The sequence below is a fragment of the Leifsonia sp. Root112D2 genome, from assembly GCF_001424905.1.
Taxonomy (GTDB): domain Bacteria; phylum Actinomycetota; class Actinomycetes; order Actinomycetales; family Microbacteriaceae; genus Root112D2.
Window position 1 is genome coordinate 2498130 of sequence record NZ_LMCU01000001.1, and the last position, 17467, is coordinate 2515596.

17 protein-coding genes are annotated in these 17467 nt (G+C 65.0%); 15 read left to right on the forward strand and 2 right to left on the reverse strand.

The window, feature by feature from the left end:
- The first annotated feature begins 11 nt into the window (after positions 1 to 11).
- The 5 genes from ASC63_RS11615 to ndk all read left to right on the forward strand — a co-directional run bounded on the left by ASC63_RS11615 (position 12) and on the right by ndk (position 6596).
- On the forward strand, positions 12 to 749 hold the full coding sequence (locus ASC63_RS11615; protein WP_055813381.1) for an IclR family transcriptional regulator: 738 nt from the start codon (positions 12 to 14) through the stop codon (positions 747 to 749).
- Between the two features lie 313 nt (positions 750 to 1062).
- Positions 1063 to 4410 carry an isoleucine--tRNA ligase gene (gene ileS, locus ASC63_RS11620; RefSeq protein ID WP_055813384.1) on the forward strand — a complete coding sequence of 1116 codons (3348 nt, stop codon included), beginning with the start codon at positions 1063 to 1065 and terminating at the stop codon, positions 4408 to 4410.
- Positions 4403 to 5773, forward strand: a complete 1371-nt coding sequence (locus ASC63_RS11625; protein ID WP_055813387.1) for a bifunctional folylpolyglutamate synthase/dihydrofolate synthase — start codon at positions 4403 to 4405, stop codon at positions 5771 to 5773. The genes ileS and ASC63_RS11625 overlap by 8 nt, the downstream gene beginning before the upstream one ends.
- A complete protein-coding gene (locus ASC63_RS11630; protein WP_055813390.1) occupies positions 5773 to 6180 on the forward strand; it encodes a DUF4233 domain-containing protein in 408 nt (135 codons plus the stop codon). The genes ASC63_RS11625 and ASC63_RS11630 overlap by 1 nt, the downstream gene beginning before the upstream one ends.
- Positions 6177 to 6596, forward strand: coding sequence for a nucleoside-diphosphate kinase (gene ndk, locus ASC63_RS11635; protein WP_055813394.1), 420 nt, complete (start codon positions 6177 to 6179; stop codon positions 6594 to 6596). Before ASC63_RS11630 ends, ndk begins: the two co-directional genes overlap by 4 nt.
- A gap of 39 nt (positions 6597 to 6635) precedes the next feature.
- On the opposite strand, the gene ASC63_RS11640 is transcribed toward ndk, so the two are convergent.
- Entirely contained in the window at positions 6636 to 7235 is a 600-nt protein-coding gene (locus ASC63_RS11640) for a vitamin K epoxide reductase family protein (RefSeq protein ID WP_055813396.1), read from the reverse strand.
- A gap of 313 nt (positions 7236 to 7548) precedes the next feature.
- Between ASC63_RS11640 and ASC63_RS11645 the strand changes: the two genes are divergently transcribed.
- Positions 7549 to 10071 carry an Rne/Rng family ribonuclease gene (locus tag ASC63_RS11645; protein ID WP_055813399.1) on the forward strand — a complete coding sequence of 841 codons (2523 nt, stop codon included), beginning with the start codon at positions 7549 to 7551 and terminating at the stop codon, positions 10069 to 10071.
- Here the strand turns inward: ASC63_RS11645 and ASC63_RS11650 are convergent.
- A complete protein-coding gene (locus ASC63_RS11650; RefSeq protein WP_055813403.1) occupies positions 10059 to 10334 on the reverse strand; it encodes a DUF4031 domain-containing protein in 276 nt (91 codons plus the stop codon). The two genes, ASC63_RS11645 and ASC63_RS11650, sit on opposite strands and share 13 nt — an antisense overlap.
- Positions 10335 to 10567: 233 nt before the next feature.
- On the opposite strand from ASC63_RS11650, the gene rplU reads away from it, so the two are divergent.
- The 9 genes from rplU to rsfS all read left to right on the forward strand — a co-directional run bounded on the left by rplU (position 10568) and on the right by rsfS (position 17383).
- Positions 10568 to 10876: a 50S ribosomal protein L21 gene (rplU, locus tag ASC63_RS11655; RefSeq protein ID WP_082487554.1), complete on the forward strand. Its 309-nt coding sequence runs from the start codon at positions 10568 to 10570 to the stop codon at positions 10874 to 10876.
- A 34-nt stretch (positions 10877 to 10910) separates the two neighbouring features.
- A complete protein-coding gene (gene rpmA / locus ASC63_RS11660) occupies positions 10911 to 11168 on the forward strand; it encodes a 50S ribosomal protein L27 (protein WP_055813409.1) in 258 nt (85 codons plus the stop codon).
- Between the two features lie 84 nt (positions 11169 to 11252).
- A complete protein-coding gene (gene obgE, locus ASC63_RS11665) occupies positions 11253 to 12830 on the forward strand; it encodes a GTPase ObgE (RefSeq protein WP_055813412.1) in 1578 nt (525 codons plus the stop codon).
- Between the two features lie 9 nt (positions 12831 to 12839).
- Entirely contained in the window at positions 12840 to 13622 is a 783-nt protein-coding gene (gene proB / locus ASC63_RS11670; protein WP_055813415.1) for a glutamate 5-kinase, read from the forward strand.
- A gap of 10 nt (positions 13623 to 13632) precedes the next feature.
- Entirely contained in the window at positions 13633 to 14901 is a 1269-nt protein-coding gene (locus tag ASC63_RS11675) for a glutamate-5-semialdehyde dehydrogenase (RefSeq protein ID WP_055813417.1), read from the forward strand.
- 66 nt (positions 14902 to 14967) lie between these two features.
- Entirely contained in the window at positions 14968 to 15213 is a 246-nt protein-coding gene (locus ASC63_RS11680; RefSeq protein ID WP_055813420.1) for a hypothetical protein, read from the forward strand.
- A 12-nt stretch (positions 15214 to 15225) separates the two neighbouring features.
- Positions 15226 to 15828: a nicotinate-nucleotide adenylyltransferase gene (gene nadD, locus ASC63_RS11685; RefSeq protein ID WP_055813423.1), complete on the forward strand. Its 603-nt coding sequence runs from the start codon at positions 15226 to 15228 to the stop codon at positions 15826 to 15828.
- On the forward strand, positions 15825 to 17006 hold the full coding sequence (locus tag ASC63_RS11690; protein ID WP_157487664.1) for a hypothetical protein: 1182 nt from the start codon (positions 15825 to 15827) through the stop codon (positions 17004 to 17006). The genes nadD and ASC63_RS11690 overlap by 4 nt, the downstream gene beginning before the upstream one ends.
- The gene (rsfS, locus tag ASC63_RS11695; RefSeq protein ID WP_055813429.1) at positions 17006 to 17383 is read left to right on the forward strand and encodes a ribosome silencing factor; all 378 of its coding nucleotides are present in this window, start codon (positions 17006 to 17008) and stop codon (positions 17381 to 17383) included. The genes ASC63_RS11690 and rsfS overlap by 1 nt, the downstream gene beginning before the upstream one ends.
- The last annotated feature ends 84 nt before the right edge of the window (positions 17384 to 17467 follow it).

Genomic DNA, 17467 nt, shown 5'->3' on the forward strand with positions numbered 1-17467 from the left:
GAGGGGGCGCGATGACCACACTTGCCGTCACCGATCGTGGCGCGATTCAATCGATCGATCGGGCGGCGAATGTGCTTGCACTCTTCGATCAGCACACGCTTTCGCTGACGCCAGTGCTTGTCTCAGAGCGGTTGGGACTCAATCGCACAACCGCGCACCGTTACCTTCAGTCGCTGCAAAGTTCCGGATTCCTCAGTGCCTCGTTCGGGCCAGGACCGCTGCTCGACCAGTTGTCAGCACTCGTGTCGACCCGACAACAGATCATCACGCTGGCTCCCGAGGTCATGCGGCGGCTGTCGGACCGTACCGGACTCACCGCGGTGCTGAGCTTTCAGGGCCGCTCGGGTGCCGTCGTGACGCTCGTTGAAGAGGCGGGTGAGGGCACCATCGTCCTCACCGTGCGCATCGGGACCGTGCTCGAGATCAAGGCCGCCCAGTCGCGGGTGCTCCTGGCGTTCCAGTCCGATCCCAGCGTGATAGCTCGCGTGCACTCCGCGCTCGCGCCGGCTGCCGCACGAATGGAAGAGAGTGAACTCGCGAGGGTGCGTCGAGAGCATGTTGCGTGGGCCGATCTGGATCGCATGGGACTCGCATCCGTCGCGGTGCCTGTCTTCGGCAGCAGTGATGTACAGGCTGCCATGGGCTTGCTCGGCACGACTGCGATGCTCTCGCCCTCTGATAAGCCAACGGAGCGCTTGGCGCTGCTCCAAGAGGCTGCAGAGGCTCTCAGCGGCATGGTTGCCACGTAAAGCACGGCAAACAGAGGTGTGCTCTCTCGGCGAACCGCGGCCGGATAGAGCATAAGATGTGGTGTAACGATTGTGATCCGGTCATCACCGGGGAGTCTTCGGAAGAACGGTGAGGCATCCGCCAGCGGGCGCTGAACCCAGTAGAACCGAACGGGTCGGGCCCGTCAGAGCCTATGAACAAGCGGTCGCTCACGGTGGCCGGATGCCGCCAGCCGGCATCCGCAGATCGAGAGCGGCAAGCGGGGTGGTACCGCGGCATCCGTTTTCTCCGGATGACGTCCTCGTGCAGATTGCTGACCTGCCCAGGAGAGACATGCCGTACCCCAAGTCTTCAGACTCTGACTCGAACGCCCAGGCGCCGGGCGTCGTACCGTCTCCCAACTTTCCCTCGATCGAGGCCGAGGTGCTGGAGTTCTGGAAGCAGGACGCAACCTTTCAGGCATCCATCGACAACCGCGAGGGCGCGCCCGAGTGGGTCTTCTATGATGGCCCACCCTTCGCCAACGGGCTGCCGCACTACGGGCACCTGCTCACCGGGTACGCGAAGGATCTCTTTCCGCGCTTCCAGACGATGCGCGGCAAGCTCGTGCACCGTCGCTTCGGCTGGGACACGCACGGTCTGCCCGCCGAGCTGGAAGCCGAGCGGCAACTCGGCATCACCGACAAGAGCCAGATCGAGCAGATGGGCATCGGCGCGTTCAACGCCGCCGCCCGCGAATCCGTGCTGCGTTACACGCAGGAATGGCAGGAGTACGTCACCCGACAGGCACGCTGGGTCGACTTCGAGAACGACTACAAGACGCTCGATACCGACTACATGGAGAGCGTGATCTGGGCGTTCAAGCAGCTGCACGACAAGGGGCTCGCGTACGAGGGCTACCGCGTGCTGCCGTACTGCTGGCGCGACCAGACGCCGCTCTCCAACCACGAGCTGCGCATGGACGACGATGTCTACAAGATGCGCCAGGACCAGACCGTCACGGTGACATTTCCGCTGGTGGGGGAGAAGGCCGAAGCGCTCGGGCTCACCGCCGTGCGGGCGCTCGCCTGGACCACCACGCCGTGGACTCTGCCGACGAACCTGGCGCTCGCCGTCGGGCCGGCCATCGAGTATGCCGTGGTGCCTGCGGGGCCGAACGGGGCCGCAGACGGGGCCGAGGCATCCGAATACCTGCTCGCGGCCGAGCTCGTGGGCAACTACGCGAAGGATCTCGGCTACGACAGCGTCGAGGAGGCCGTCGCGGCCGTCTCGCGCAGCGTGACCGGAGCCGAGCTCGAGGGTGTGAGCTACGACCGGCTGTGGGATTACTACGCGGATGCCGACACCTACGGCACCGAGAACGCCTGGCGCATCCTCGTCGACGACTACGTTTCGACGGGCGAGGGCACGGGAATCGTGCATCAGGCCCCGGCATACGGTGAAGACGACCAGCGTGTCTGCGAGGCCAATGGCATTCCCGTGATCATCTCGGTCGACGAGGGGGCGCGCTTTCTCGCATCGGTCACCGATGTCGCGGGCCTGCAGGTCTTCGAGGCCAATCGGCCGCTGATCCGGCTGCTGAGGGAGAACGACCGGCTGTTGCGCGAGGCCAGCTACGAGCACTCCTACCCGCACTGCTGGCGCTGCCGCAACCCGCTCATCTACAAGGCGGTTTCCAGCTGGTTCGTGCGTGTCACCGAATTTCGCGACCGCATGGTTGAGCTCAACCAGCAGATCGACTGGGTGCCGGAGAACGTCAAGGACGGTCAATTCGGAAAGTGGATCGCCGGCGCACGGGACTGGTCGATCAGCCGCAACCGTTACTTCGGCTCCCCGATTCCGGTGTGGAAGAGCGACAACCCCGACTTTCCCCGCACGGATGTCTACGGCTCGCTCGCCGAGCTCGAGACCGACTTCGGGGTGCTGCCGCGCAACGCCGACGGCGAGCCCGATCTGCACCGCCCGTATATCGACGAGCTGACCCGGGCGAATCCGGATGACCCGAGCGGGGCATCCACCATGCGGCGCATCCCGGATGTGCTTGACGTGTGGTTCGACTCCGGCTCGATGCCGTTCGCACAGGTGCACTATCCGTTCGAGAACCGAGAGTGGTTCGACTCGCACAGCCCCGCCGACTTCATCGTCGAATACATCGGACAGACCCGCGGCTGGTTCTACCTGCTGCACGTGCTCTCGACGGCGCTCTTCGACCGTCCAGCCTTCAAGCGCGTGATCAGCCACGGCATCGTGCTGGGCAGCGACGGCGCGAAGATGTCCAAGTCGCTGCGCAACTACCCCGATGTGAACGAGGTATTCGACCGTGATGGCTCGGATGCGATGCGCTGGTTCCTCATGTCCAGCCCGGTTCTGCGCGGTGGCAACCTGGTGGTGACCGAAGAGGGCATCCGTGAGGGCGTACGACAGGTGATGCTGCCGCTGTGGAGCACGTGGTACTTCTTCTCGCTGTACGCGAATGCGTGCGGATACGAGGCGGTGCTTCGCACCGATTCCACCGACGTGCTCGACCGCTATCTGCTGGCGAAGACGCGCGACCTCGTCGCCGACGTGACAGCCGATCTTGAGGCACTCGATAGCACCATGGCCGCGGCCAAGCTGCGTGACTTCGCCGATGTGCTCACGAATTGGTACGTGCGACGCTCGCGCGACCGATTCTGGGTGGGGGTTGCCCCGTCGACGGGCTCAGGCGCCGATGCGAGCGATCCAGCACGCGAGGCCTTCGACACGCTGTACACCGTGCTCGAGACGGTCACCCGCCTGGCCGCTCCGCTGCTGCCGCTCGTCTCCGAGCGCATCTGGCAGGGGCTCACCGGCGGCCGCAGCGTGCACCTGACGGACTGGCCCGAGGCCGAGGCGTTCCCCGCGGATTCCGCACTCGTGACAGCCATGGATCGGGTTCGGCTGATCAGTTCCACCGTTCTCGCCCTGCGCAAGCAGGCCGGCCTGCGTGTTCGCCTGCCGTTGGCGCAGCTCACGATTGTGGTGGCAGACACCGCGGCGCTCGCACCGTTTGAGGCGATTCTGCGCGATGAACTCAACGTGAAGGCCGTCGAACTGGTCGAGCTCGGTGACTCGAGCGCCGGCGAATACGGCATCACGAGCAAACTGACGATCAACGCGCGCGCGGCTGGTCCGCGTCTCGGTCGAGACGTGCAGCGGGTCATCCAGGCCGCGCGTGCGGGGGACTGGTCCGAGTCCGACGGCGTCGTTACCGCCGGGGGCATCGCGTTGCAGCCGTCGGAGTACGACCTCGTGCTTGACGCGGGTGCGGCAGGCGGTGCTCTCGCGCTGCTCGAGGCCGGTGGCTTCGTGTTGCTGGAGACGACGACAACGCCGCAACTGGAGGCGGAGGGGCTCGCTCGCGACGTCATCCGCGCGGTGCAGGACACCCGCAAGGCCGCGGGGCTTGACGTGAGCGATCGCATCCAACTTTCGCTCAGCTTCTTCGACGAGTCGGATGCCGCGGCGGTCGCGTCGGCCGCCGAGGTAGACATCGCCGGTGAGACTCTCGCGGTGGAACTCAGCATCACGGCGGCTGCCGAATCGGTCGAGCCGTCGCTCGCAGCCGGGGTGTTCGCTCAGGAGTTCGAGGCACAACAGTTCGCCAATCGCGGACGCTTGATCGTCGCTGTGAAGCGCGCAGAAGGGAATTCGCATGACTGACGAACCGCAGGAAGACGATTTCACCGCCGCAGGCGACGCCGTCTACGAGACGCTGCTGACGCGTCTCGGTGAGGCGAATCCGCAGCCCCGGCTTGACGCCACCCGCCGTGCCGTTGAGCTGCTCGGCGACCCGCACCGCGCCTACCCGATCATTCATGTGACCGGTACGAACGGCAAGACGAGTACGAGTCGCATCGCCGCGAGCATCCTGCGTGCATACGGGTTGCGTGTCGGCCTGTTCACGAGCCCACACCTGGTGCGCTTCAACGAGCGCATCATGATCGACGGCTCGCCGATCAGCAATGAGGCGCTGGCCCGCAACTGGCAGGACATCGCACCGTATATAGAGATGACGGATGCCGCGCTCGAGGCGGAAGGGCAGGTGCGGCTCACCTTCTTCGAGGTCATGACCGTGCTCGCGTTTGCGTGCTTCGCGGACGCGACGGTTGACGTCGCGGTCATCGAGGTGGGCATGGGCGGGGAGTGGGACTCGACGAATGTCGGCGACGGTCAGGTTGCCGTCTTCACTCCGATCTCGCTCGATCACATGGCTCGACTCGGCAACACGGTTGCCGAGATCGCCCGCACCAAATCGGGCATCATCAAGCCGGCGGCCGATGTGGTCAGTAGCGTGCAGACGCCCGAGGCGCTGGCCGAGTTGAAGCGTGCTGCCGAACTGAGCGAGTCCACTCTTGCCGTGCAGGGTGTGGCCTTCGATGTGGTGTCGACGGATGTCGCGGTGGGCGGCCAACTGGTCACGGTGCGTGGGCTTGCGGGCACCTACGAGGCACTGTTTCTGCCGTTGTACGGCGACCATCAGGCGCAGAACGCCGCGGTGGCCGTAGCCGCCGTCGAGTCGTTTCTCGGGCGCGGCACACAGCCGCTGAAGCATGACCTGGTCGAGGAGGGGTTCGCGACGGCCACCTCGCCGGGGCGCCTGCAGCTCGTCGGCACCGACCCGACCGTGCTCGTGGATGCCGCCCACAACCCGAGCGGGGCGGCCTCGCTCGCCGCCGCGCTCAAGACCTACTTCGATTTCGACGAGATCGTCGTCGTACTCGCTGTTCTCGCCGACAAGGATGCACACGGCATCGTCGACGAACTCGCCCCCGTTGTCACGCGATTCAATGTGACGCAGTCGCGCAGCGACCGCGCGCTCTCGCACGAAGATCTCACCGAGCGGGTGATGCACTGGACCAGGCCCGATATGACCTTCGAATACGACGACCTCTACAGCGCTCTCGATGACGCACGGGCCTGGGCGGGTGCCGCGCCGCGCCGCGCGGTAGTCGTGACGGGCTCCATCGTGCTCACCGGCGAAGCCATGGCCATCGCCGAGGATCGCGGCTGGAAGGAGAGTTGATGGCGGCGCAGGGTCGCGTGCGTGCCCGGCCTCCGGCTCGGCGCTCGGTGCAGCAGAGCCTTGGCTCCATCGTGCTCGGTTTTGAGGTCATCATCGTCTTTCTCGGTGCACTCGTCATCTTCGGACTCAAGGCGGCACCCGCCGCGTGGGCGCTCGGCGGGGGAGCGGCCATGGTGGTGGCGATGGCGGTCACCATCGCCCTGCTGCGCTACCGCTGGGGCTTCGTGGTCGGCTGGATACTGCAGCTGATCGTGATCGCATCCGGATTTCTCGTCGGCATGCTCTTCATTGTCGGCATCATCTTCACCGCCCTCTGGGCATACTGCATGATCACGGGAGCGCGGCTGGATCGCCAGACGCCTCCCGCGCCACCTGAAACACCCATCGAAACGGAGAACCCCACATGAGCACACCCGTCGAAGAAACCCTCGTTCTGGTTAAGCCGGATGGCGTGGCCCGCGGTCTGACCGGAGAGATTCTGCGCCGCATCGAGGCCAAGGGCTATGCACTCGTCGATCTGCGGATGCTGCAGGCCGACCGTGATCTGCTTTCACAGCACTACGAGGAGCACCAGGGCAAGCCCTTCTATGAGCCGCTCGTCGAGTTCATGGAGAGCGGCCCGATCGTCGCGATCCGCGTTGCAGGAGACCGCGTGATCGAGGGCTTCCGCTCGCTCGCCGGCACGACGGACCCGACCACCGCCGCTCCCGGAACCATCCGCGGGGACCTCGCCCGCGACTGGGGCCTCAAGGTGCAGCAAAACCTGGTGCACGGCAGTGACTCGCCCGAGTCGGCCGCCCGCGAGCTCGCCCTCTGGTTCTAGCGCTACCGTGCCCTGAGCTTGCCGAAGGGCCAGGAACGGCTAGATGTTGTGCAGCCAGTCCAGCTTGATTTGGGCCAGAACAGCCACTATCGCGTAGCAGACGATGGTGATGAGGGGCACCCAGCTGTAGAGCGCTCCCGCGACACGCCGAACGGATGCCGGTACGGGTATATTTCCCGTCTTCAGGTTGTAGAGCGTTACGGCTAAGAATGTCGGGATCGTCACCGACCACGTGACCATGCACCACGGGCACAGCACGAAAAGCGCGTAGATGCTCTGGTCGATGAGGAAAATCACCAGCACGAGGGCTCCCAGAATGCCCAGGTTGAAAAGAATCCAGAACCATCGGGCGAAACGCGCTTTGGCGAGTATTCCGACGCCGACAGCTATCACGGCGGGCCAGCAGGCGACGCCGATGAGGGGGTTGGGAAAGCCGAGAACGGCGCCCTGCCATGAGTTGAGGTTCTTCGAGCACCCGATGAGCACGCTGAAGTTGCAGGAAAGCTGGGCCTGCGGATTTTCGAGCAACGCGAATTTGTCGAGCGTGAGTGCGAACGCCGCGACGAAACCGATGGCCCCGGCGATGATGAGGAAGATAGCGAGAACGGTGGGGCGCTTGGACGGCTCGGTCAGGGTCACTCTCGGATTATGGCATAACCGGGTTTTGGGATCGCTGCCAATGACGGCGTCGCACCACGGGGCATGCGATAATGGAACGCAAGTCTCCCGGGCCGCGCCCGGCGAGACGCCAAAGAAGGCTTTTTGGGCGTGGATCGCCCTGTGACAGCTTGGTCGACAGTGACCAAGACGACATCGACCAGACGATGTGACCAGAGCCGTGAGCCGGTCGCATCAGTAAAGGATTCGTGGGCACCCGCACACAACGGGACCCGCACGAGAGAGTAACCGGATGGGCGGCGCGGCCTCCATTCGGCCGAGGAGTGCACCAGAGATGGTGGAAAAAGACAACACAACGAACAATTCGAGCGGGAACGACGGGCAGAAGCCCGCAGAGAAGAAGCGGGGCCGTCTCTTCGGCGCCCGCAAGGGATCGCGCAAGACCGAGTCGGCCGCTGCCGCTCCGGTCGCGACGCCTCCTGCTGCGCCTGTCGCGGACGCCCCCAAGGCGGATGCCGCTGCAGCCCCGGCACAGGAACAGCCGGCCCAGACCCCTGAGGTGAAATCCGAGAAGGTCGAGAAGTCCGACAAGCTCGAGAAGAACGCGCCGGCCGATCCGGCGCCGGCGGTTGCCACGCGACCTGCAACGTCGATCCTGTTCCAGGCGCCCGACATCAAGCCGCTTCCGCCGCTTCCTCGTAACGAGCGCGACGACGATGACGACGAGGGCTCCTCGACGATTCGCCGTCGCGCGCGCCGTCGCCCGGGCGACGAGAACCGCTCCGGAGACGATGACCCGGCCAACACGGTGATCAAGGTGCGGCGCCCGCGCGAACAGCGTGAGCCCGAGCTCATCACCGAGCCGCAGCGCATCAAGGGCTCCACGCGACTCGAAGCCAAGAAGCAGCGCCGTCGAGACGGGCGCGATGCCGGCCGTCGTCGCCCCGTCATCACGGAGGCCGAGTTTCTCGCCCGCCGTGAGTCCGTAGACCGCAAGATGGTCGTGCGTGAGAAGGACGGTCGCATCCAGATCGGCGTGCTCGAGGACAGCGTGCTCGTGGAGCATTACGTCGCAAAGTCTCAGGAAGCATCCCTCATCGGGAATGTGTACCTCGGTCGCGTGCAGAACGTGCTGCCCAGCATGGAGGCGGCGTTCGTCGACATCGGTCGGGGCCGCAACGCCGTGCTCTACTCGGGTGAAGTCGACTGGGAGGCCGCTGCGGAGAACTCCGCCGACGGCAAGAGCCAGGCCCGCCGTATCGAACTCGCTCTCAAACCCGGCGACAAGGTTCTCGTGCAGGTCACCAAGGATCCGGTCGGCCACAAGGGAGCCCGGCTCACGAGCCAGGTCTCGCTTCCCGGTCGGTACCTGGTCTACGTTCCCAACGGCTCCATGAACGGCATCAGCCGCAAGTTGCCTGACACGGAACGTGCCCGGCTGAAGAAGATCCTCAAGGAGGTGCTGCCCGACAACGTGGGCGTGATCGTGCGCACCGCTGCCGAGGGTGCCACCGACGAGCAGCTCACGCTTGACGTGAACCGGCTGACCGCCCAGTGGGCCGCCATCAGCAAGCAGGTCGAGAACGTCTCGGCACCCACGATGCTGCACAGCGAACCCGATCTGCTCATCAAGATCGTGCGCGACGTCTTCAACGAGGACTTCCACCAGCTCGTCATCGACGGCGACGAGGCTCGCGGCACCATCGAGAACTACCTCTCGCAGGTGGCACCCGATCTGGTCGAGCGCGTCGAGCGCTACGAGGGCACAAAGGACTCCTTCGACGAGTTCCGCATCTCGGAGCAGATCGAGAAGGCGCTCGACCGCAAGGTGTGGCTGCCCTCCGGCGGCTCGCTCGTCATCGACCGCACCGAGGCGATGACGGTCGTCGACGTGAACACCGGCAAGTTCGTCGGCTCGGGTGGCAACCTCGAGGAGACCGTCACCAAGAACAACCTCGAGGCGGCCGAAGAGATCGTGCGCCAGCTGCGCCTGCGTGACATCGGCGGCATCATCGTGGTCGACTTCATCGACATGGTGCTCGAGACCAACCGCGATCTCGTGCTGCGCAGGCTCGTCGAGTGCCTCAGCCGTGACCGCACCAAGCACCAGGTGGCCGAGGTCACCTCGCTCGGGCTCGTGCAGATGACCCGTAAGAAGCTCGGACTCGGCCTGCTCGAGACCTTCAGCGAGCCGTGTGAGGTCTGCGCTGGTCGTGGCGTGATAGTGCACCACGATCCCGTGACCAAGCACCGTCAGACGCAGCAGCCCCCGGTGGAGCGCCGTCGCGGCAAGGGCGGATCGGGCAACGGTGGCGGCAGCAGCCAGGCCCCGTCAGTTGCGCCGCACGCCATCACCGACGACGCGAAGAATGCGCTCGCGCAGATCGCAGCGAGCACGCTGGCCGCGCACGCAGCAGGCACGGCGGAAAAGGTTGAGCCGGCCGCCGCGGCCGACACGCAGGCACCGGATGCCGCTGCCCCTGCAGCGAAGACCACGCAAGCCGCCTCGCGTTCTCGCGGTCGTCGCTCGTCACGGGCATCCGCACCTCAGGGTGAGCAGTTGCCCATCGCATTCGAATCCAGCGATGAGTCGGCCACGCAGGCCGATGCTACGCCGCCCACGGAGCAGCGCACCGAGCACGTGGCGATTCTGGACATTTCTATCGACGTTCCGGTCAGAGCCAAGCGGCACGTGAAGACCAGCGAGGCGGAGCACCTGCTCGACTCGGTTCTTGAAGCGCTGCCGCAGCCCAAGCAGCCCGGCCAGGGCCGGAGCCGCAACCGTCGCGTGACGACGGCGGCGCTGTCCGGAGGCGTGGTAGCGGGAGAGGCGCGCGCGGCCGATCAGTCGGAGTAGCGGCGGTCTTTTGCCCGCACGCGCAGCCCGCTGTCGCGCAAGGCAATGACGAGTTCGCGGCCCGTGACGGGCGTTGCTCCGGCGGCCACCAGATCGGCGTAGCGGCGCTCGGGAACGTCGTAGTGGTCGAGGTCGAAGGCACGCGAAGGGATGGCGTTCTCCGCGGCGAAGGCGTGCAGTTCCTCCAGCGAGAAATCGCTGACAAGGTGGGAGAAGTAGGTGCCGTGCGCCGGCCACGCGGGCTGGTCGATCAACACGGTCATGCCGCGAGTTTATGCGCACAACCGGGCCAGGCCGGGGCGGGATGCCTCGAATTGACCGGGGCAGCGCCATCGAGTAAAGTTGACCGTTGGTATGTGTCGGGCATCTCCCGCACCTCGACCAAGGTTTTCTGGAGAATGCAGGGCACGCATGTGCGGCCCTGCGAAACCAGTGACATCCTGAAGAACGTCAAGGATCAGAATCTCTCGATCCCCCAGAGAAGTAGGTACGTAAAGTGGTTTACGCAGTTGTGCGCGCCGGTGGTCGGCAGGAAAAGGTCGAGGTCGGCACCATTGTGACGATGGACCGTATCAAGGCCGACAAGAACGGCAACGTCGAACTGGCCGCCGTGCTGCTCGTTGACGGTGAGAAGATCACCTCTGACGCCACATCGCTGGCCAAGGTGACCGTGACCGCCGAGGTGCTGAACGACCTTCGTGGACCGAAGATCGTCATCCAGAAGTTCAAGAACAAGACTGGTTACAAGAAGCGCCAGGGGCACCGTCAGGAGCTCACGCGCGTCAAAGTCACCGGCATCAAGTAAGCACAGTCAAGAAAAGCGTAGCGAGGGATAACTCATGGCACACAAAAAGGGAGCGAGCTCCACTCGTAACGGTCGCGACTCGAACGCCCAGCGCCTCGGCGTGAAGCGCTTCGGCGGCCAGGTTGTCGGCGCGGGCGAGATCATCGTCCGTCAGCGTGGCACGCACTTCCACCCCGGCGCAGGCGTCGGTCGTGGCGGCGACGACACGCTGTTCGCGCTTGAGGCCGGAGCAGTGCAGTTCGGCCAGAAGGGCGGCCGCAAGGTCGTCAATATCGTGGCGGCTGCCAACTAGTTCTTTGCATCACTTCCAGGGGCGAGCTTCGGCTCGCCCTTGGTGTTTCATCCCGCAATCACCCACCCAAGAAGGAGCGAAGCCATGGCCACGTTCGTTGACCATGTGACCCTCCATCTGCGCGCCGGAAACGGCGGCAACGGGTGTGTCTCTGTCAAGCGTGAGAAATTCAAGCCGTTGGCCGGGCCCGACGGTGGCAACGGCGGCCACGGGGGGGACATCGTTCTTGTCTCCGATTCGCAGGTCACCACGCTGCTGGGCTTCCACAGAAACCCGCATCGCTCGAGCGACAACGGCGGTTTCGGCATGGGTGACCACCGCAGCGGTCACACGGGTGAGCAGCTCGAGCTCGCCGTGCCGATCGGCACCGTCGTGAAAGATGCTGACGGCAACGAGCTCGTCGACATGAGCGAGCCGGGCATCCGCTTCGTCGCAGCGCCCGGCGGGCAGGGCGGGCTCGGCAATGCGGCTCTTGCCAGCACAAAACGCAAGGCACCCGGCTTCGCGCTGCTGGGCACTCCCGGCTGGGAAGGCGACGTACTTCTCGAGCTCAAGACCGTGGCAGATGTCGCGCTCGTGGGTTACCCGTCCGCGGGTAAATCCAGCCTCGTGGCCGCCGTCAGCGCAGCGAAGCCGAAGATCGCCGACTACCCGTTCACGACACTGCACCCCAACCTCGGGGTCGTGCAGGCGGGCGAGACTCGCTACACGATCGCCGATGTTCCCGGGCTCATCGAGGGCGCCAGCGAAGGCAAGGGCCTGGGTCTTGAGTTTCTGCGCCACGTGGAGCGCTGCAGCGCGCTGCTGCACGTGCTCGACTGCGCCACGCTCGAGCCGGGTCGCGACCCGCTCTCCGATCTCGACGTGATTCTCGGCGAACTTGCCGCATACCCTGTGCCCGAGGGCCAGACGCCGCTGCTTGAGCGCCCCCAGCTGATAGCCCTGAACAAGATCGACGTGCCCGAGGGGCGTGAACTCGCCGAATTCGTGCGCCCCGAGCTGGAGCAGCGCGGCTACCGCGTCTTCGAGATCTCCACGGTGAGCCACGAAGGGCTGCGCCAGCTGAGCTTCGCGCTCGGCGAACTCGTCGCCCGTTCGCGAGCGGATGCCGTGATCGCCGAAGCAGAGAAGCCCCGCATCGTGATCCGTCCGAAGGCCGTTGACGATAGTGGCTTCGTTGTGCGCGTCGAGGGTGGCACCTTCGGCAACGTCTACCGCATTCTCGGCGCGAAGCCCGAACGTTGGGTCGCCCAGACCGACTTCACCAATGATGAGGCCATCGGTTTTCTTGCCGACAGACTCGCCAAGCTCGGGGTCGAAGAGCGGCTCTTCAAGGCGGGGGCCGTGGCTGGTTCCACCGTCGTCATCGGCGAGGGTCGCGGCGTGATCTTCGACTGGGAGCCCACCCTGACCTCCACCGCCGAGCTGCTGACGGCGCCGCGCGGTATGGATGCGCGACTCGACGACAAGAATCGTGCCACGCGCAACCAGCGCCGCGAGGAGTACTTCGAACGCATGGACGCCAAGGCCGAGGCCCGCGCTGAACTCGTGCGCGAACGCGAGGCCGGGCTCTGGAACGATGTGATGAGCGAGGAAGACGTGCTCAACGGCACCGTGAACGAAAAGACTGAGACCTCTGAGAAGTCTGAGAACGAGGAGTAAAACCGTACGATGACGATCCGTGACCGCAGCGAGGTCCCCACGGCGAGACGTGTTGTCGTCAAGGTCGGATCCTCATCCATCAGCGGTGAGAATGCCGGACAGATTGCGCGGCTCGTCGATGCCCTCGCCGAGGCTCACGGTCGCGGGGTCGAGATCGTGCTGGTGTCATCCGGCGCCATCGCAACAGGCATCCCCTTTCTGGCGCTCACCGAGCGGCCGACCGATCTTGCCACGCAGCAGGCTGCTGCTGCGGTTGGCCAGAACGTGCTGATCTACCGCTATCAGGACAGTCTCGATCGCTACGGCATCGTGGCAGCACAGGTGCTGCTGACAGCGGGCGACCTCGACAATCCCACGCCGCGCAGTAACGCGCAGCGCGCCATGGATCGTCTGCTCGCCCTGCGCATCATGCCCATCGTCAACGAGAACGACACCGTCGCCACCCATGAGATTCGTTTCGGCGACAACGATCGCCTGGCTTCGCTCGTCGCACGCCTCGTGAACGCCGATCTGCTGGTGCTGCTCTCCGACGTTGATGCGCTCTACACCAGGCCTCCGCAGGAGCCCGGTGCCGAGCGCATCGACGTTGTGGCATTCGGCGATGAGCTCTCCGACGTGGAGATCGGCGAAATCGGTAACGCCGGCGTGGGTACCGGCGGCGCGCTCACGAAGGTCTCGGCCGCCCGTCACGCGGCCGAAGAGGGAACAGCGGTGATCTTCACCGCTACCTCGCTCGTTGCCGAGGCACTGCGCGGAGAAGCCGTCGGCACCTGGTTCGAGCCCGCCGGATAGACTTATTCTCATGTCTGTAAACGTTCTGGGCCAGCTGAGTCTGACCGATCGTCTTGCCGCCGCGCGCACCGCATCGCGCGCACTCGCCGGTGCCACCAGTGAGGTCAAGAATCGCGCGCTGGCCGCGATAGCCGATGGCGTTCGTGCCCACGCGCGCGAGATCATCGACGCGAATGCGCTCGACCTCGCGAACGGTCGGGAGAACGGCCTCAGTGCCGGGTTGCTGGACCGGCTCACGCTCACCGAATCGCGGCTCGATGCACTCGCCGACGCCGTGCTCGAAATCGTGGCGCTGACCGACCCCGTCGGCCAGTCTGTGCGCGGGAGTACCCTGCCCAACGGAATCAAAATCAGCCAGGTTCGTGTTCCATTCGGGGTCGTCGGAGCCATCTACGAGGCTCGGCCGAATGTAACGATAGATATTGCCTCCCTGGCCATCAAGAGCGGAAACGCGGTGATTTTGCGCGGAGGAAGCGCCGCGCTCAACTCCAACCGTGTTCTCGTCGGCGTGATTCAGGAGGCGCTCGAGAAGGCCGGGCTTCCTGGCGACGCCGCGCAGACCATCGACGATTTCGGGCGCGAGGGGGCCACCGAACTCATGAGGGCACGCGGTTATGTCGACGTGCTGATCCCGCGCGGCAGTGCCGACCTCATCCAGACCGTGGTGCGCGAATCGACCGTGCCCGTCATCGAGACCGGCGCGGGAGTCGTGCATATCGTGCTCGACGCCAGCGCAGATCGCGACTGGGCCGTCGAGATCGTGCACAACGCAAAGGTGCAGCGCCCCAGCGTGTGCAATGCGGTCGAGACCGTGTTGGTGCATGCGGATGCGGCGGAGCGGGTGCTGCCGGCGGTGCTCAGCCGACTCGCGGCATCCGGTGTCACCGTGCACGCTGACGAGCGCGCTTTCTCGTTCTCTGCCGACGCGGTGGAGGCGAACGAGGAGGACTGGTCGACCGAATACATGAGTCTCGACATCGCCGTGAAGGTCGTGGATTCCCTGGACGAGGCGATGGATCACATTCGCCGGTACTCGACCAAGCACACGGAGTCGATCATCACGAACGACCTGGGCAACGCGGAGCGTTTTCTCGCCGAGGTGGATTCGGCCGTGGTGATGGTGAACGCCTCTACGCGCTTTACCGACGGCGGCGAATTCGGCTTCGGCGCCGAAGTGGGTATCTCCACTCAGAAACTTCACGCACGCGGTCCCATGGGACTGCCCGAGCTGACCAGCACCAAATGGATCGTGCGTGGCGCGGGTCAGGTGCGACCGTAACTGCCGCAGCCCGGTAGAATCGCGGAAGGCGCTTGTTCATGGTGCGCCGACGAAAGGGAAAATGATATGTCAGTCGTGACGGCCGTTGTCGCCGCAGCAGAGGCACACGCTCCGCTGATCGCGCCCATCTGGGTTTTCGGCGTCGCTCCGATTGTGCTCTTCACCGCCCTCGGTTTCGTCATCTGGACATACCGTGACGTCGCCAATCGGCACAGCCACAAGGCAGGGCCGGATGCCGCCGGTCACGCCGGTTCTCCCGGCGCGACCACCCACGGTGCCGGTCACCCGCACCCCGCCGAGTCCGCCCACTAGACGCGCTCGCGTATGGTGCAGCCGACGCAGGGGCGCCCACGTATCGGCGTGATGGGCGGCACGTTCGACCCCATCCATCACGGCCACCTCGTGGCTGCGAGCGAGGTGGCGCAGTCATTCGATCTCGATGAGGTCATCTTCGTGCCAACGGGGGAGTCGTGGCAGAAGGGTCCGGTTTCGCCCAGCGAGCACCGTTACCTGATGACGGTCGTCGCGACGGCCTCCAATCCGCAATTCACCACGAGCCGGGTCGATATCGATCGGGGCGGCCCGACCTACACGATCGACACTCTGCGCGACATCCACGCCGAGAGGCCCGAAGCCGAGCTCTTCTTCATCACCGGTGCCGACGCGATAGCCCAGATTGTGAGTTGGCACAATGTGGATGAGCTGTGGGAACTCGCGCATTTCGTGGCTGTGAGTCGTCCGGGACATGAACTGAATGTTTCTGGATTGCCGACTCGGGACGTAAGCTTGTTGGAGGTTCCGGCCCTGGCAATCTCGTCAACCGACTGTCGGAGCCGGGTGAGCAGGGGATACCCCGTCTGGTATTTGGTACCGGACGGCGTGGTTCAGTACATCTCCAAACACCATCTGTATCGGAGTGTGGCATGACTGTGTGGCAAGATGGCCCGCCACTGACACGGCGGGAAGCGCGCGAACGCGAACGCGCCGCGGCCCTTGAGACGGGCGCGCAGGTGCCTCGTCGCGCCGCAACCACCACGCCGACGACGGCCGGCGACGAGCCGGAGGTTTCCACCCCGTTCATCCACGAGCCGCCGACGGCTGCCTCGACTGACCAGCAGGCGGCTGCACCGAGCGACCAGGAGTTCTCCCTGCCGGTACGCCCGCATCTTCCCCGCTACGAGACCAGCTTCGATGATCTGCTCACTCGTGAGGCGGCTGCTGGCCACGAGGGCCAGAGTGCCGATCAGGCCGACGTCGAGGTCGACGAGAAGACGCAGCCAGGCATTCTCGATCACCGGTCGCGGTCTGAGAGCACCGACTATTTCAAGCCGACACCACCGAGCGATTCTCCGCAGCCCGTGACGGTTCCTGTTGCCGTGGTCGAGGAGTCAGACACCAGACCGCCTCAGCCCGAAACGGTGGTGCCCGAGCGCACGCTGACCCGTCGGGAGCTTCGCGCCATGTTGCAGGCGCAGGAGGCCAATCTGCAGTCGCGGTCCGCCGAGTCGGGTGCCGACGACGAGGTCGACGGCGTCGACGACAGCGCCGCCGGTGTCGACGAGGTCGCTCCTCTCCCCGCCGCGTCTCAGCGTGCTGCCCCGCTCTCGACTCCCGTGTCGTCCCAGCGCCCCGTGGGTCACTGGTCGACCGCTGGCGACGCCAATGAACAGGGCCTTCCGTTCGACCAGGTCATAGCCCAGCATGTCGATTCCGCGGGTTCGGGAAGCGCGACGAGTTCGCTGATCCTTCCGATGATTCCGAGCGCACCGGATGCCACCGGTCCGCTCACGAGCACCGGCGAGATTCTGGTGACGGGATCCATCGACCTGCCGCGCAGTCTCGGCGCGACGGGACAGCATCCTGATCGGTACGATTCTGCCGCCATGGATCGTATGTTCGATTCCGAGACCGATGTGAACACCTCCACAGTCGCCCCGATCCGCGCGAGCCGCGCGGTGAGCACGCACACGTCCACCCGGGGGGTGATCGCCCCGCGTAAGAAGCGTGGTGGTCGCAGCCTCATCATCCTCGCCGTCACCGCGGGCATTCTCGCCATTGGCGTGATAGCCCTCGTGGTCGCCGGCTTCGTCTTTAAGGTTTTCTAATCACTTCTTCACTGAGAGCACGCGAAATTCTCGCGATCGCCGCGTTGGCCGCCGACGACAAGGGCGGCGAAGAACTTGTCGCATTGGATGTCTCGGGCCCGCTTCCCCTGGCCGATATCTTTCTGCTCGCCACCGGTCGCAATGAGCGCAATGTGATGGCCATAGCCGCCGAGATCGAAGACAAACTCAACGAGACGGGCGTGAAGACGCTGCGTCGAGAGGGTCGCGCAGAAGGCCGCTGGATTCTGCTGGACTTCGGCGATCTCGTCGTGCATGTCTTCCACGAGGAGGATCGTATGTACTACGGGCTCGAACGACTCTGGAAGGACTGCCCGGTTCTTCCCCTCGAGCTTCCCGTGCGCGAGGGTGCCGAGTAATTACAGATGCCACGCGGGGCCCAGTCTCGGTTTAGCCAGCCGCGTCTGATGTAGTAATCTAAACAGGTTGCTTCCGAGGCTTCT